The sequence below is a fragment of the Marinobacter litoralis genome (assembly GCF_016427555.1).
GTDB lineage: Bacteria > Pseudomonadota > Gammaproteobacteria > Pseudomonadales > Oleiphilaceae > Marinobacter > Marinobacter litoralis_A.
Map to the genome: position 1 here is coordinate 700,996 of NZ_JAELVS010000001.1, position 16,234 is coordinate 717,229.

At 56.4% G+C, this 16,234-nt stretch carries 9 protein-coding genes; 8 read left to right on the top strand and 1 reads right to left on the bottom strand.

The annotated features are described in order from the left end of the window. The first annotated feature begins 61 nt into the window (after positions 1–61). From JAO79_RS03175 to JAO79_RS03210, 8 genes are all read left to right on the top strand, one after another. The gene (locus JAO79_RS03175) at positions 62–1,627 is read left to right on the top strand and encodes a sigma-54 interaction domain-containing protein (protein WP_199006617.1); all 1,566 of its coding nucleotides are present in this window, start codon (positions 62–64) and stop codon (positions 1,625–1,627) included. Continuing rightward, positions 1,624–2,265 (top strand): type VI secretion system-associated protein VasI, encoded by a 642-nt coding sequence (gene vasI / locus JAO79_RS03180; RefSeq protein WP_199005692.1) that lies wholly within the window; start codon positions 1,624–1,626, stop codon positions 2,263–2,265. Before JAO79_RS03175 ends, vasI begins: the two co-directional genes overlap by 4 nt. 10 nt (positions 2,266–2,275) lie before the next feature. Continuing rightward, positions 2,276–3,715, top strand: a complete 1,440-nt coding sequence (gene tssA / locus JAO79_RS03185) for a type VI secretion system protein TssA (protein ID WP_199005693.1) — start codon at positions 2,276–2,278, stop codon at positions 3,713–3,715. Between the two features lie 24 nt (positions 3,716–3,739). Further along, positions 3,740–7,333: a type VI secretion system membrane subunit TssM gene (gene tssM, locus JAO79_RS03190; RefSeq protein ID WP_199005694.1), complete on the top strand. Its 3,594-nt coding sequence runs from the start codon at positions 3,740–3,742 to the stop codon at positions 7,331–7,333. A 102-nt stretch (positions 7,334–7,435) separates the two neighbouring features. Further along, complete coding sequence (locus JAO79_RS03195; RefSeq protein WP_199005695.1) at positions 7,436–9,559, top strand: type VI secretion system Vgr family protein; 2,124 nt, start codon at positions 7,436–7,438, stop codon at positions 9,557–9,559. A gap of 12 nt (positions 9,560–9,571) precedes the next feature. Next, complete coding sequence (locus JAO79_RS03200; RefSeq protein WP_199005696.1) at positions 9,572–10,117, top strand: DUF4123 domain-containing protein; 546 nt, start codon at positions 9,572–9,574, stop codon at positions 10,115–10,117. Positions 10,118–10,147: 30 nt separating this feature from the next. Further along, positions 10,148–14,032, top strand: a complete 3,885-nt coding sequence (locus JAO79_RS03205) for a hypothetical protein (RefSeq protein WP_199005697.1) — start codon at positions 10,148–10,150, stop codon at positions 14,030–14,032. Then, positions 14,025–15,023 (top strand): hypothetical protein, encoded by a 999-nt coding sequence (locus tag JAO79_RS03210; protein ID WP_199005698.1) that lies wholly within the window; start codon positions 14,025–14,027, stop codon positions 15,021–15,023. Before JAO79_RS03205 ends, JAO79_RS03210 begins: the two co-directional genes overlap by 8 nt. A gap of 22 nt (positions 15,024–15,045) precedes the next feature. Here JAO79_RS03210 and JAO79_RS03215 read toward each other — a convergent pair whose 3' ends face one another. Continuing rightward, a complete protein-coding gene (locus tag JAO79_RS03215) occupies positions 15,046–16,140 on the bottom strand; it encodes a rhomboid family intramembrane serine protease (RefSeq protein WP_199005699.1) in 1,095 nt (364 codons plus the stop codon). Between the last annotated feature and the right edge of the window lie 94 nt (positions 16,141–16,234).

Genomic DNA, 16,234 nt, shown 5'->3' on the forward strand with positions numbered 1-16,234 from the left:
CGCAGGATGCGCGGGCGACAATCTCCTAAGTCACTGTTCTGGGGTAGAAAGCATGGGACGGATGCAGATGGAACTGCACACCGGTATAGAACTGGCGGTAGCACTGATCAAGCAGGACACACTCCCTGCCTTGCTCGACACAGCCACCCGCCAACTCGAAAACGCCTTTGGCCTCAGCAAATGCTGGGCCCTCGAACTCGACCTCAGTGGCCGAACGCTCCACTGTGGCCAGTTAGGTGATGCCAGCGAATTCGACTGTGGCGACTTCAGCCACCCCTTCGCCCACGTACTGCAAACCGGAAAACCGCGCGAACTCACCCGCGCAGCCAGCTACCGGCTCGACCACACCGGCTTCCAAACCCTGTTCGAACACAGCGACTGCCCCAGAAGCCTCTGGCTCGAACCACTCACCGGCGCAGACGGCCGCACCCTTGGCGTACTCGCCCTGTGCGGTGACCACGACGACTGGCAAAGCATTCTCGGCCAACCCTTGTACACCGGCCTGAAACAACTGCTGGTGCATCAATGGATCAGCCAACTGCAAACTCGCGACCAGGTCTGGCAGCGGCGCATGCTTAAACGCTCGCTGGATCACCTCCACGATGCCGAAAGCGTACGCCAGCGCTGCCAGCAACTGTCCCACACATTGGTGGGCAACTCCGAAGCCATGACCAACCTCCGGGCACAAGTCGTGCGCGCGGCCAGCAGCCAGCTTTCAGTGCTAATCCAAGGTGAAACCGGTTGTGGAAAAGACGTGGTCGCCCGAGGTGTCCACGATTTGTCCGAACGGGCGAAAGGCCCGATGGTCGTGGTGAACTGCGCCGCCATCCCCGACACCCTGCTGGAAAGCGAACTGTTCGGCCACACCAAAGGCGCCTTCTCCGGTGCCGATCAAGCCAAAGAAGGGCTATTGGCGCAGGCCAACGGCGGCACCCTGTTTCTGGACGAAATCGGCGACATGCCTATGGCCCTGCAATCCAAATTGTTACGGGTTCTGGAAAGCCGGCAGTTCCGCCCCTTGGGCGCTCGGGAAGAACAGTTTTCAGACTTCCGCTTGGTGGCCGCAACCCACCAACCGCTGCAGCAAGGCATTGATGAAGGCCGGTTCCGCCGGGACCTGTTCTATCGCCTCAGCCAGTTCCCGCTGCGAGTGATCCCGCTGCGCGAACGTACCGACGATCTCGAAGCGCTGAGCCGGCATTTCATCCGGCTCTACGTTGAACGCGAAGGCAGTGGGCCGCTGGGCATCAGCAGCCACGCGTTGAAGCGACTGGCGGGCTATGACTTCCCCGGCAACGTGCGGGAATTACGCAACATCATTGAACTGGCTTGCCTGCAAACGGCCGCCAACGGCGACATTCAGCCCGAGGCACTGCGATTGGATGACCTGCTGATGGACGCCGGACAAACTGCCGCCGAGATCGCAGACGTAGCGGCGATTCCGGGCATTCCGGTGGCCGAGGAAATTCGGGATCTGAAAGCCGCCGCACAGGCATTCGAGGCCGCCATCATTCGCGAACGCCTGCAACAATACCGCGGCAACCGGGCCCAGGCCGCCGAGAGTTTGGGTTTACCCAAGCGAACACTGGCCCATAAATGTCTGAAGTATCAGGTAACCGACGTATGACCCTGAAAGACCAAACCCGAGCCCAACTACTCGGCCTCGCACTAGTGCTGATGAGCAGCGCCGGGCAAGCGGATACCCGCCTGAGCGATGCCCAAACCTGCACCGAAGAAGCCAATCGGCTGGTCCGCTTGGCGTGCTTTGATGAGGTGTTTGACACCCCCTTGGCTCGATACGAAACCGGCACCAACGGCGCGGTGATTCGCCAGCCCGAACGTTGGCGCCAGGCCTTTGCGCAAGCGGGTCAAAGCGATGCCAGTGGTCCGATCTACCGCAATACCGGCTCGGCTGCCGGACACATGGTAACGGTAGCCGCTTTGGGGGCTCAGCCTCCGCGGCCGGTGCTGACACTCCAGTGCCACAACAACATCACGGAATTGACGGTGATGTTGCCGAAACCGATCAACCGGGAGCGGGTGGACGTCGCGTTGGCGTCGGCACCCAGTCAGTGGCGAGTGCGGGATGAAGGGCTGGTGGTGAGTGCTGGCCGTGGCCTGCCGGCGATACGTTCAGTGCTTGATATTGTACACCAGCCTGATGTCCGCATTCAGGCCGGTGCGCCGGAACTGGATGGCTTGTTGTTTGACCTGACCGGTTACCGCGACGCCATTCGCCCTCTGCGACAAGCCTGTGGCTGGTGAGGAGAGTGCTATGCAAGTGATTGAACAGCACCCATACGTTGATCAGGTTCTCAGCGCCATCCCAGGAGATTCCGGTGTGGGTGACAACCTTGCCGACGATTCCGTGCTGGAGTTTCTGGAAGACGAAGTGATGAAGGTGGGCTCGCTGGCTCACAACGACATCAATTGGCAAAAAGTGCAGAGCGAATCTCTGCAATTGCTGGCAGACCGAAGCAAAGACCTGAAAGTACTAGGCTTTTTCATGCTGAGCTTGCAGCAGGGCAAGGATGGCGAGCACTTCGCCTTGTCCTTGTATCTGCTGCACCGGGTGTTGGATGACTGGTGGGAAAACGCGTGGCCTTACCCGGGAGCCAAGGGACAGCGGGCCCGAAAAATGCTGTTCACCCAGATTGTGCAGCGTGCGGTTAAAAGCGTGGACGGTCTGGGTTTTGATGCCAGTGTGGGTGATGGGCGGCAGTTTTGCCTGAACCTGATTGCCAAGCTGGATGAGCAGGCGCGGAACCGGGATTTACCGGATGACCCGCTGTTCGAGTTGAAACGGGCTGTGGATAAGTTGCCAAAGCCGGATCAAAGCAGCAGCCAGCAACTGGCTTCAACGGTTGCATCGGCAAGTCCCGCGCAAACGCAGCCTGCTCAAGCGCCGGCACAGCCAACCGCAGCTCCGGCGGCCTTGGGCAATCTCACTCTGGACCCTGGCAACGAACGAGCAACCCGCCAAAGCTTGCTGAAAGTGGCGGAGTTGTTGACCAGTACCGAACCGGACAACCCCTTGGGCTATCAGCTGCGCCGTTACGCCATTTGGCAAAACATCACCAGCCTGCCGCCGACACGGGACGGCATTCGTACCGATTTGGCCGCCGTCAGTGCAGACCGGGTTGCGGACTACAAAGAAGCGCTGGAAAAAACGCCCGACAACGACTTGTGGCAGCGCATTGAGCAAAGCTTATCGGTGAGCCCGTTTTGGCTCGATGGCCATTGGCTGAGCGCCCTTGCAGCCCAAGCTCTGGGTCATAACCGCTGTGCGGAAGCGATACGAGAAGCGTTGAAAACATTTGTTGAACAGTTACCGAAACTTGCCGAGTTGACCTTCAACGACCAAACACCGTTTCTCAGTGAACAAGCGGCAGAGTGGATGCATACCGTCCCGGCTTCGGCCAAAGCCGGTGGCGGCAGTTCAAACCCCTGGGAGCAAGCTCTGGAAACGGCGCTTGAGTTGGTGCAGCAGAACAAGCTGTCATCCGCTCTGGAGTTGTTGGAGCAAGGGTTGGCCGACGCTCGCGAGCCTAGGGAGAAATTCTACTGGCGCCTGGCGACGGCAAAACTGATGAAAGAAAGCGGCCTGAAAGCCATGGCTGCACAACAGATTCAGGACCTGCAAGGGCAGGTTCACGGGTTGGTTCTGGAAGACTGGGAACCGGCTTTGATCAAACAAATGGAACGGCTGGCATAACCGCCACACGCATTAAACGCAGGAATGGAAACCATGTGGAGAAAATCATTACTCATTGGTCGATGGCTGCTGCCATACCTTCGTAACGCCGCCCCGGTCACGCTGACCTTGGGCGTGATCGCCCTGCTGGTTGCGACTTGGTGGTTAGGGCCACGGCTGGAGATCAACGGCGAGTACCCGTTGATGGCGTGGCAGATGCGGGCGCTGGTGACTCTCGGTGTTGTTCTGCTGGTGGTCATATTCTGGGGCATGGCGCTGGCTCGCCGGTTAAGCAAGGTCAATAAGGCCAAAGCGGCCGAGCAACAAGAGCAAGAAGACCCGATTCTACCGATGGAGCGCCGGCAACAACGGTTGCTGGATCGCCAGTTACAGGCACTCAAGAGCAACTTGCCGGGCCGAAAAGGTTTGTATCGCCTGCCGTGGTATTTGGTGATGGGGCTTGAAGATGCCGGTAAAACAAGCCTGATTCAGCGCTCGGGGCAAACCTACACCCTGACCAACGTCACCCGCAATAACCGGGGCGATCGCAACCCCTTCGGTTTCGATTGGTGGATTGGTGATAACGGCGTTCTGATTGATCCAGACGGCGAATTGCTAAGCCAGAATCAGGGAGAAGGGGCCTCGGGTGAAATCCAGAACCGGTTGTGGAACCACTTCATCGGCTGGCTGGAAAACAGCCGCCCGCAAAGACCGCTGAACGGCCTGATCCTTGCCGTCGATTTGGCGCGATTGAGCACGGCCAATGAGCAACAGCGGGAAACCCACGCCATTTTATTACGCACCCGGATAAGGGAGCTCATGGAGCAGTTGGGCTCGCGCCTGCCGGTGTACGTCACCTTCACCAAAATGGACTTGATGTACGGCTTTGCCCCGTTCGTTAGAGCCATGTCGAAGGCTGAAAAAGATCAGGCGCTCGGCTTCACCTTCCAGCTGGATAACCAGCAAGATCACGACGAATGGCTTGAACAGTTCGCGGAACAATACAGCGAGTTGGTGGATGAGCTGAGCCAGCGCTTACCAGACGTGCTTGCCGATACTCGGGACGCTGAAGAGCGGGCGGCAGCGTATTCCTTCACGCGCCAGCTGGCGGGCCTCAAGCCGGCGGTAGAGCAGTTCCTCAGCGACTTGCTGTCCGCTGACGCTTTCTCGACACCGGCTTTGGTGCGGGGCACCTATTTCACCTCCGTTCTGCAGGAAGGGGTGCCTGAAGATGCCTTCGTGGCTGCCGCTGCCCGCAATTACCAGATGAGCGGTCCGATTCAACCGGCGCAGCGGAATGCCCAGTCAGTCAGTTTGTTCACCAAGAACCTGTTCCCGGGTGTGATCTATCGCGAGGCCGGTCTGGCCGGTGATAACCGAAAAGTGATCAAAAAGCGCCACCGCAAAGTCGCGATGGCTTCAATTGTCGCTCTGTGTGCCGGCGCAGGTATGACGGCCGGCTGGCAGCACTATTTCATCAAGAATGCCGAAGCTGCGGCGCAGGTGGAAAACCGGGTTAACGCCTTCCTGAACGATTGGCAGCCGGTTGGCTACGAGCCGGACACAACCGGCCGCAACCTGCTACAACCACTGGATGAGCTTCGAGAAGCCACCCTGGCGTTCGGCGACTACCGTAAAGAGTGGCCCCTGGTCACCGATATGGGCCTGTATCAAGGCCATAAAGTTGGGCCGGAAGTGGATGCTGCCTATCTGGATATGCTGGCCTATCAATACCTTCCGGCGCTGATGTTCGGTGTGATGGAAGAGATGGGGCAAGCGCCGGATAACAGCACTGAGCGGTTGGAGCACTTGCGGGTTCTGCGCATGATGTATGACGAAAGCGGCCGCCGTGGCGACATCGTATCGGAATACATGCGCGAATATTGGCAAGCGCGTTTCCCCGGCCAGCGGGAAGTACAGAACCGGCTGCACAGCCATCTGCAGTACGCGATGGCGCACACCAACCTTGCGGGTATGGCCGCCGAAGGTGATCAGGCGGCGAGCATGGCACTGGCACCTTTCCGGAGCAGTGTGCAGTGGGCGCAGCACGAATTGGGTCGGATCAGCACCCCGGACAGGGTGTATCGTGATCTGAAAGTTGAAGCCGGTCGGGATTTTCAGTCGCCGCTGGAGTTGGCGCGTAGCTCTGGCCCGGCCTTTGCCACCGTCTTCACTTGCGTGGATGCCTACGGCGAGCCGCAGGGCGACGCCTTGCCGGCAGAGGACGACCCGCTCTCCATTCCGGCACTGTTGACCCGGGACGGCCTGGAAAAATGGTTCCTGCGTCAATCAAGCTCGGTAACGGAACTGGCCTTGGTCGATGCCTGGGTGTTAGGGCGCCGGAACGACGTGGATTTCAGTAAAGCTGATGAAGCCGAGTTACTGTCGAGCTTGCAGACTCTGTATGCCGAAAACTACGCCAACGTGTGGCGCACCGCGCTCAGCCGAATCGATGTGCACCGTTTTGAAGACTTGAATCATGGCGTGCGTATCCTTGAAAGCTTGACCAGCGGCCATCAGCCATTGGCACGCATGCTTGGCCAGGTGCAGGCCAATACCAAGCTGATTCCTGCCGGTGAAGGTGAGGCCGAAGTGGCTCGAAAACTGCTGCAGGAGTCGCCGCATTACCGAATGCTGCAGGACATCGAGCGCCAGTTTGACGACCTGAACCGGCTGACTCGCAAAAACAGCGACCAGCCCAGTGGTCTGGAAGAAGTCATGGTGGTGGTAGCCGAGTTGCACGAGTACATGCGCAGCATTCAGGAATCACCGGATTCCGGCAAAGCCGCTTTGAGCGCCGCCCGCGCTCGCATGGCTTTGCAGGGCTCCGACCCCATCTTTACGCTCCAGCGTATGGCTAGTCATCAGCCCGAGCCGCTGAATCGCTTGTTAAGCCGACTGGCTACCGAAAGCTGGCGAGTGGTGCTTGATCGTGCCGTGGCCCAGCTTGAGCGGGAGTGGTACCGGGAAGTGTATCAGCCGTTCCAGCAAACCCTCGCTCGACATTACCCGTTTGCGGCAGACGCGAACCGGGACGCAGCGTTGCAGGATTTCGAGCGCTTCTTCGCCCCGGACGGTATTTTGGAGTCTTTCTACAACAATAATCTGAAGCTGTTTTTGGAAGACCACCCTGAACAGGTCGGCGATGCCCGTCGCGCGAGCTTGGTGCGCCGCGATGTGCGAGCCGCCTTGGAACGGGCCCGCCAGATTCGCCAGGCGTTCTTCACCCGCAGTGGCACGCTGGATGTCGAATTCGCGCTAGAGCCACTGAACCTCACCAACAACAAGCGCCGCGCCGTGGTGAATATCGATGGGCAACTGGTGGAGTTCTCCCATGGACCCCGGCAAAGCATCCCGCTGGTCTGGCCGAACACGCTGCGTGACAGCGTCGAAAGCCGCATTACCCTGGTGCCGATACAGGTGAACCGCTCACCGCGCAGCATTTCCGAACGTGGCCCCTGGGCGCTCTTCCGGCTGTTGAACAAAGCAGAAATCACCGGAGTCAGCAGTAATGCGGTGGATGTGATGTTCAAAGTGGACGATGGCGAGATGCGTTACCGCCTGCATGCAGCCAGTAATACCAACCCGTTCACACAGCAGATGCTTGCAGGGTACCGAATACCCCGCAGCTTGTATTAGACTGTGTGCCGTCGCCCGGGCATGAACGCTCGGGTTGGCGGGAGCCGGCACCCGGATGGCGCTGGCTGAAAAGGAAATGTTCATTCTTCAGGGACTGAAGTTATGCCCCAGGCAAGCGGATTGCAGTTCACCGCCCGTATTGGCGAATTCCCCTCAGACCATTTCGTGGTCGCCAGCTTTGTGCTCACCGAAGGTCTATCCACGCTCTCCCAGGGCCGTTTGAAACTGGCCAGCACCGACCCGGACGTGCAAGCAGCGGATGTATTGGAACAGCCCGTTGATCTGGTGGTGTGGCAAGACGGCCAGCCTCTGCGCCGCTTTACTGGCGTGGTGAACGAATTTGTACGGGGTAACACCGGCCATCGCCGTACCCATTATGAGGTGGTGATCCACCCCCCGGTGTGGCGTTTGGGCTTAATGCACAACAGCCGGATTTTCCAGGCCCAGACCACCGATGCCATTGTGCGCACGCTGTTGGAAGAGCGGGGCATTGTGGATACGGTGTTCGACCTGAAACGCGCGCCCGAAGAACGGGAATACTGCGTCCAGCACCGGGAAACCGACCTGCAGTTCCTGGAACGCCTGGTCGCCGAAGAAGGCTGGCACTACCGCTACCAGCACGGCAGCGTGGATGGCGAAGAACAACCGGCACTGATTCTTGCCGACCACCACGGCGACGCCCCGAAACTGGAGCCGGTTACCTGCAACACCAAAGCCGGTGGCAGCACCAAGCAGGCCTGCGTGTTCCAGTTTGCCTACGAAGAACGGGTGAAAGCCGCCTCCGTGGCCATGAAGGACTACACCTTCAAGAACCCCGCCTACGCCCTGATGCATGAGCAAAGTGCCGGCGGTGTTAACCACCGGGAAGACTACCAGCACTACGACTACCCCGGCCGCTACAAAGCCGACGCCAGCGGCCAGCCGTTCACCCAGAGCAGACTGGATGCGCTCAGAAACGACGCGTCCATGGCCAACGGCAAAAGCAACCGCCCGGACTTCACCCCCGGCGCCAAAGTGGAACTGCAGGACCATGACAGCCAGCCCCTGAACCGGGAATGGCTGCTGACCGCTATTACCCACACCGGCAAACAGCCCCAGGCCCTGGAAGAAGAGGGTGGCAGCGAACCCACCAGCTACCACAACACCTTCAGCGCTATCCCGGCCGACAAAACCTGGCGCCCGCTGTGCAACCACAAACCCGTGATGGACGGCCCCCAGATGGCGCTCGTCACCGGCCCCGAGGGTGAAGAAATCCACTGCGACCAGTATGGCCGGGTGAAAGTAAGATTTCCGTGGGACCGCTATTCCAAGAACGACGAACACTCAAGTGCCTGGTTGCGCGTGGCCCAGGGCTGGGCCGGTGGCCAATACGGCTTCATGGCCCTGCCCAGAATCGGCCACGAAGTGATCGTGTCTTTCCTCGACGGCGACCCGGACCAGCCCATCATCACCGGAAGAACCTATCACGCCACCAACACACCGCCGTACGCGCTGCCGGAACACAAAACCCGGACCACCCTGAAGACCAAAACCCACAAGGGTGAGGGCAGCAACGAACTGCGCTTTGAAGACGAAGCCGACGAAGAACAACTCTACGTGCACGCCCAGAAAGACCTGGACCTGCTGACGGAAAACAACCGTACCGAAGTCATCAAGAACGACAGCCATCTGACGGTGGAAAACAACCGCTTCAGCCACACCCAAGGCAACAGCCACCACACCGTAGATGGCGAGAAGCGCGAGCTGACAGGTAAAGACCACAGCTTCAACGTAAGCGGCACCTTACACCTGAAAGCCGGCACCGCCTGGCTCAGTGATTCCGGCACCGAACTGCACATTAAGGCTGGCCAGAAAGCGGTGATCGAAGCCGGTGCCGAAATCACCTTGAAGGCCGGCGGCAGCTTCGTGAAGATCGATCCCGCCGGTGTGGCTATCGGTGGCGCGAGCATCAAGATGAATGCGGGTGGAGCTGCAGGTAAGGGCAGCGGGCAGAAGGTGCAGGTGCCGGAGATGCCGGGGTTGGTGGATGCTGCCGGTGGCGTTGTGGAGTCGGTGGCGTTGGCGGAGGATGGGCTAAGGAAAGATGCTGAGCCCAAAGCCATCATGGTGCATCGTTTACGACAAGCAAAGCAGGACCGTTTCGCTGTGGTAGAGCAATGCCAAGAGCAGCCGGATGGTACTTGCCCCCTGTCGCATTGCCCTTGTGGCAAGGCACAATCGGTCTGAGGGGCTGGAACTATGAACAATCACCCTCTAAAAGAGTCAGGTATTCGTTACTTGGTGCTGGAAAGTAGAGAACGGAAGCCGCTGGTACAAGCACTTTATGAAAATTCAGAATCTCCAGTCTGGGAGTATCTGTTTGCAGAGACAGAATGGCAGCCATACCTGAGCGAAAGCCCCCTTGTTATTGAGATGCTGGCAAATAGTGCTGCCTATAGCTGGGCCATGGCGATGCTTGAAGGTGGTCGATTCAGTGGGTTGATACTGGAATCACGGTATGGCCTGCGGGGAGTGACCGCTTGGCTGCGGGAACGGCTCACCGTGCGCTTTGATGAGCGCCGTATGGGGCTTCTACGACTCTATGATCCACTAATCTGGCACCGACTAACTCCAGTAACCAGGAAAGAAAATAGTGCTATTGAGTGTGTGTGGTATTGGCACGGCAATCCAAATGAGCAGCGTTGGCTTGTGAGCAAATATCCTGAACCAGTCACGATGCTGCCAGTGCCGTCACTGGAAGAAAAGCAATGGCTCGCATTGAACTCGGAAAACGCCGGATCATGAACCCGACATACGAAGAAAGGAGTGACAAGGATGTCTGAGTCAGAAGCAACCCGAAACCAAGGAAATTGCGGGCCTGCCTGTGAGGGCGACACGCTCATTGTGGAAGTGTTGGGAACGGATCACCCGCAAGGACAGGAGCTCTGCATCCTAAGTAACGAAGGTTCGACTCGCTACACCCCTATTGATGACCAAATTGATAAAGAAATCCTGGACTCCAGCGTGCTTCGCGTATGGCCATGGGAAAATGCACCACAGGCTGACGTGGCATTAGAAATTATGGCGGAGAAGGGCGACCCCTTGCTGATACCGCTATATAGCCTTCCGGAGGTAACACCACGGGAGCTGATTCGCCAGAAGTTGATTCTTGCGCCATTTGTGCCACTAACGCTGGTGGAACGTGAAGAACCAATCGTCGGTGTGCCGGCACAACAAATAGTCTCGGCGCGATCGGGTTATCTTTATTTGTTCCGGAATAATCGATTATGGCGAGAAATCCATATAACCCAGAGTGACGATGGGCAACTCGTTTTTCGAGACATTCCGCTGAGCAGATATAGAGAAGAGGGGCAGCAACATTTGATTGCAGACAGGCGGCCAGCTGTGACCGTGCCCTTGGGAGAGATTTGGGTGCCGGTGAGCTATCACCCCTCAAGTTTCACATATAAAAGTGATGTCCGAGTAGCCTGGTCTGAAGTTCAGTGGTCCGCTGCGCGCATAGCTTTTCTGGAAAGTGATGAAACCGCACTGGACGAACGGACCCAGAGGATTGTGCAGCGCCCGGATGCCCGCTGGCACTCGAAGTTTGCAGAATTGGTTTCACTGGATGAAGTGGGGCCTCAGCGTGGCCGGCAACCGTTACTAGAAGAACAGCTACCTTGTACCTTTGAATTTCTCAGCGATCTTGATGGCCGGTATGGGCTGGAATGTTATGACCTGGCAGTTGAAGAACAGAAAGGCTTTTTTGCCGGGGGAGACGATGCTGAAAGCGCATGGCGTGAAAGTCAGTATCAACATACAGACTTGGGTCCCACTGCAGCAACCAGGAGCATGGTGTTACAGGATCTTGTTGGGGGAGGGGGTAACACCGCAACTGCGGATGCCAGTACTCGCGCAGTGTGGGAGAGTATTGGTGAATCCAGGGATATCTTTGAAGATTGCCGTAAAAGAGGCGTACTGGGCATTGTCGTTTACGATGAATTGTATGAAATCCGCAAAGCTCTGGCCCGCGCCAACGCTGGGGTGATGTACCAAAAGAATTTGCGGAAGTGGGCCAGTCGGCAGCCCCATTACCAAAGCGCTGAACTGGTCGAACAGACGATACTGCCCGAAACGCTGGGAGGGCAGTCCAATCCTTTGAATAAGCATACGGAACATCTTGATATCTCAGTGGCTGGTAAGCTCGGGCAGGCTCTTCACGCAGCTTATCGGGCGCATGGGATCAACACGATCAAAGTTGCCCAACGACGACTACTGGACTTAATAAAAGACAGCCATAACCAGACCCGGCTGGCTGACCTGTTTTCTCTGGAAGGGGGTGACTACCAGAGCGGTTTCGTTTTGGTGGGGCAGTTGTTCAGCACTTTGCAGCATGATGCCGAGGCTGTTGATAAACCCTGGCTGGCCGCCAGTAACCCAGATTGCGATACCCGTTGCAGCGGTCGCCTGACCGATGCGGATGATAATCCGGCCCTTACAGCTTCACGGTTGGTTATCAACATTGCAAAAGAAGATTCAGATTACCCGTTGCATGCAATGCTGTATCCGGAAGTTGAAGCTGTGCCGCTGAACCGGCCCTATGAGTCACCAGAACCAGAAATCAACACGGGTGACGGCCGATTCCGGCCAGTTGCCTTTGCGAAGCTGGATCAGGATGACCAGTTGCCGGCCCGGGAAAACCTGCAAACTTTGGAGGCCTTATCAATGGTGGCCCTTACTGAGCAGGGTGCTTTCAACTCTCTTGGATTTTTGAGGATGACAGCCAAGGCCCTTGATGGAATAAGTGGCCAGCTAATGAACCAGTTCAATAAAGCTCTGCAACGAGTTTATGGCGAAGTAATGCGCATCGATCTGGATATTCATGGCCCGATGGTCCGGGCCCTTAAGGCTATGAACCCCACTTTGCTAGGCGAACTTCATCTCCTGCCCCAAGGGTCTCAGGGGATGAATATGATTATGCTGGGTGTGGAAGATCCCGAAATTGGTTTGCGTAATGGGCTGACCGAGGCAGAGCGTGATTACTTTAATCGCAATAATCATAGTGGCCGGTTCCTGGGAGAAATCCAAGACAGCGAAGGGCGCATCATTGGAAGCACCAATCCGAATAGAGTGCCCGCCGGAGTGAGTGTGGGGGAGTCCGGTCGGTTTTACGCGTTTATGGCGCCCGCAAACTCCGAACTGGTCAAGAATTACCGCGAGGTGCGTAAACAGATAAGTCGCCAGCGTAGTCTTGGTAAGACTCTGGATGGGCTTGGATTACCTTATGTGGTGTTGGGGTTTGAACTTTGGAATTTAAATGGTGTGGCTGCAAGTTACGAAGAATTGACTAGGTTGCGAGGTAAGGGGCGTGCTCGAGCAGAGTATGTATCAGCAATATCGGATCTGGCTTTCGCTTCAATTGCTGTCTTAGAACAATTGTCCAAGAAAATGATGGACAACACGATTATTGCTCGCCAAATGAACCGGGTGATATTTGACGTAGAGAAAGCAGTTGCTGCAGGCCGAATCTCTCAAGCGTTTGGGAGTCAGTTGCCACGAACGGTAACCTTGCGAATGGCATCAGTGTCTATACTGGCCCTGCTAGATGCGAGTATCAGAGCAGCGGACTCCATTTACTACCTGAGAACTGGCCAAACGGCTTCAGCCATTGTCATGGGAGGCTCGAGTATTGGCGCGTTAATGACGGGCTGGGCCAGCGTGTCGTTGATGAGCTCCGGAACCGCAGCGGCATCCGGCACGGCGGCGGTGCTGGGACTTAGCAATCCAGCGGGATGGATTGTTATGGGAATTGGTCTGACTCTGATTATTGGTGGATCGGTGGCGGCAAGCCTTTTGGAAGACGACGAACTGGAATCCTGGCTTAAGAATGGACCATTCGGAGACTATCGCAATGCATCATACGAACACTTGTGGGGAAAGGCTCCTGAAACAGCCCCAATTGCGCTGAGTGAAGAAGCTCATACAGGGGCATCTGAGGGCAGTTGGTCCTGGCTGCCCTGGGCGGATGACACGCCCGAAATGCCAGCACGGAAACCGGTGCCGGAGCGGGAGGCTTTCTACCGGCTTGCCAATATCCTGGCCGGTGTGCGGATCGAGGAATCGCTACATCACGTAAACTCAGCTGAGGCACGCCGGGTGGCTCAAGCCCGGCTTGGTCGCCAAGGGGTAAAACCTTCCCGTGAGGAGATAGATGCGCTGCACGATGAGCTGATAAAGACCAATTTCCGCTTGGTGGTCAAAAGCAATTTGGTGAGTGTATTGGGGAACGGTGCATTCAATGTTCACATTCGTCGTCTTAAAGAGCAACGACGGCCTAACCCACCTGCGGGGGGCAGCACAGTTATTAAAAGAGAATATCAGAAGCCCTCTTCTGACCATTGGTGGACCCACAGCAAAGACTTACCAAATGGAATTGAATACTGGTTTCATACGCCCAAGCCAGAAGGGTTGGTCTATTACGAGTGGGCAGTAAGGGCTAGGCTGGTTGCCAAACTGGGTTCAGCTCAGGACTATGTGTTTCCGGCTCCGCCTGTCAGCGATCCCATGGTTTATCAAGAGAGTAAACATGGCAACCACGATGAGCCGGATTTTACCCGGGATGATACTCCTTTCTGGGCGAACCTGACCACAAACCGGGTAGCCTTGAACATTCGTGCTCACCGGAACCGAAATACTATGGAGACAGCTTCCAATGGCTGAGAGTAGCTACTACAGCCCAACTGCCTGGCAACCTGGGCGGGATAGTAAACCTCGTCGTAAAAGACAACAGGACATTCGCTCCCGGAGCTTTCGGTTTCAGTGGGCAGCGGGGCAAAAACTGTCTAAGGATTACTTCCCTAATATAGTGCCCGGTGACTTTCTGGAGACTTGGCCGCCTAATCAGGATGAGGATACGAACTGGTACGTTAAAAAAGAGCACGGTAAAGAGACAAAGAAAGTGCCGATTGCCTGGATCAACCAAGAGAGTGTTCGCTACGCTACTCTGCCAAGTTCATCTTGGCGATGGTTAATAGTGAAAGCTTTTGCGAAATTTCTTTCGACTATAGGTGTCCTCGTCTTTACCCTTATAAACATTACAATGCTCTTTACAGTTGAAGATAATTGGCAGTCTTTACTTAAAGAATTTTATATTCCTGTAGTGTTTTATGGTGGGGGTGGTTGTGCTCTTGTTTGGGGTGTTATCAGCCTGATCGAACGCCTCTTCCCCAGTGTGATCTACAAAGACCCAAAAGGCCCCCTTTGGGAGTTTAACCGCCGCACGGGGCTAGTCACGGTTTTCCGCAACCCAAAAAAGAAACGAGATGCCGGCCAGATTGCCTGGCAGTCGCCGTTTTCCGAGTTTGACGGCTATGTCCACAGCGGACCCACCCACCAGGGGTTACCGCTCTACTACGGTGCAATGGTTCACCGATATCGGGAGGAAGCCCTGACCCTCACTGCCTTTCAGGCAGCTTCTGCTAACGATGAAGATCACAAGGCCCTATGGAATTTCTGGCTTCAATACATGGACAGCACGGCCCCTTTGCCGGACATTCCCTTGTTTGAACCCCATCGTGACAAAGACCCCGTAACCGCCGAGCATGACAAGCGCACAGGCCGGGATCCTCGTTACTGGCGGGACATGGACAGTGCCACGTACAAGCAGAAGACAGACGAGATGTACAAACGCTGCCTCAAAATATTTGGCTGATTACTGCACAGGGGCGTAAATCCTAACGCCGCAACTCAGCCTCCGACCGATTCAGCATCGCAATCAGCGGATTCTTCCTGAACACATAATCCCGCAGCAGATAACCCAGCAATAGGCCAAGCGCGAAGCCGCCCAAGTGGGCCACCCAAGCCACACCGCCTTGGCCGGATAGCATGCCGAACAGATTAATCAGGCTCCAGATCAGGAAGTACCAATGGGGTGCGAGTTTCTTCTGGTAAACAATGATCATGAAGGTAAGACTGGCGTGGCGGAACCACATTAAGTAGAGGCCGAATAGCGCGGCGATAGACCCGCTGGCCCCCACCAACAGCAGCGGGCCTTGGCTGCTGTCGAACAATAGCAGTTCCGCCAAAGCCGCCATCACGCCGGCAAACAGGTACATTACGAGAAAGGCGCCATGCCCGAGGGCGTCTTCCAGGTTGTCCCCAATGATCCACAGAAAATACATGTTGCCGGCCAAGTGCATGAAACCGCCATGGACGAACTGATAGGTCAGGAGCTGGATGGCAAAATGTGCAGGGCTCTGGTTTTCAGAGTTGAGCCCCCAGTATGCGAACACCCAGTCGTTGATTTCGGGGGAGAGCAGGCCGGCGATAAATACGAGGCTGCAAAGTGCAATTAATGCTCGGGTGACCCAAGGTGTGCGGTGGGGCTTAATGTTGTATTCCACGGGCATGGCCGTAAAAAACTGAAATAGCCAAGACTTCCAGCTCACCTTTTCATTGAGGTTTTTCAGCGCCCGTTTCAGTTCCGGGGAGTGCATCACTTGGTCGACTTCGTGCTTATCCAGCCAGACTCCGTCACAGCTCGGGCAGCAGTCGATTTCTGTCGTGTAGTGTTTCAGCAGTTGGTAATGAACCATGGAAACCCGGCAGCGCCGGCATTGTCGGTCGCTGGTTCGTAGAGCAGAGCCCAGGTGTTGCTCATGGTCATAGTGGTCGATGTGATCATGACTATTGGCAATGGCTTGGTTCAGCGCACCGTCTTCAAACCACATGCCGTGGCAGTGTAGGCAGCTTAAAATCGACGGGTTGCTGGTGGTTGCCAGACTTAGGTTGGCGCATGAGGGGCAAGTGTGGGCTCGTGGTTTGGGCATGAATTCCTTTTCCTGAATCTACAGCGTCCTGATGAGAACGGCTTTCCGAGGATGTAGATCTTATCAACCTCAAAATAGGATTCTACCGCACCAA

Coding starts and splice junctions, on each gene's coding strand:
- vasI (WP_199005692.1), top strand. CDS start 1,624: ATGACCCTGAAAGACCAAACCCGAGCCCAACTACTCGGCCTCGCACTA.
- JAO79_RS03195 (WP_199005695.1), top strand. CDS start 7,436: ATGCCCCAGGCAAGCGGATTGCAGTTCACCGCCCGTATTGGCGAATTC.
- JAO79_RS03205 (WP_199005697.1), top strand. CDS start 10,148: ATGTCTGAGTCAGAAGCAACCCGAAACCAAGGAAATTGCGGGCCTGCC.
- tssM (WP_199005694.1), top strand. CDS start 3,740: ATGGAAACCATGTGGAGAAAATCATTACTCATTGGTCGATGGCTGCTG.
- JAO79_RS03215 (WP_199005699.1), bottom strand. CDS start 16,140: ATGCCCAAACCACGAGCCCACACTTGCCCCTCATGCGCCAACCTAAGT.
- tssA (WP_199005693.1), top strand. CDS start 2,276: ATGCAAGTGATTGAACAGCACCCATACGTTGATCAGGTTCTCAGCGCC.
- JAO79_RS03175 (WP_199006617.1), top strand. CDS start 62: ATGCAGATGGAACTGCACACCGGTATAGAACTGGCGGTAGCACTGATC.
- JAO79_RS03210 (WP_199005698.1), top strand. CDS start 14,025: ATGGCTGAGAGTAGCTACTACAGCCCAACTGCCTGGCAACCTGGGCGG.
- JAO79_RS03200 (WP_199005696.1), top strand. CDS start 9,572: ATGAACAATCACCCTCTAAAAGAGTCAGGTATTCGTTACTTGGTGCTG.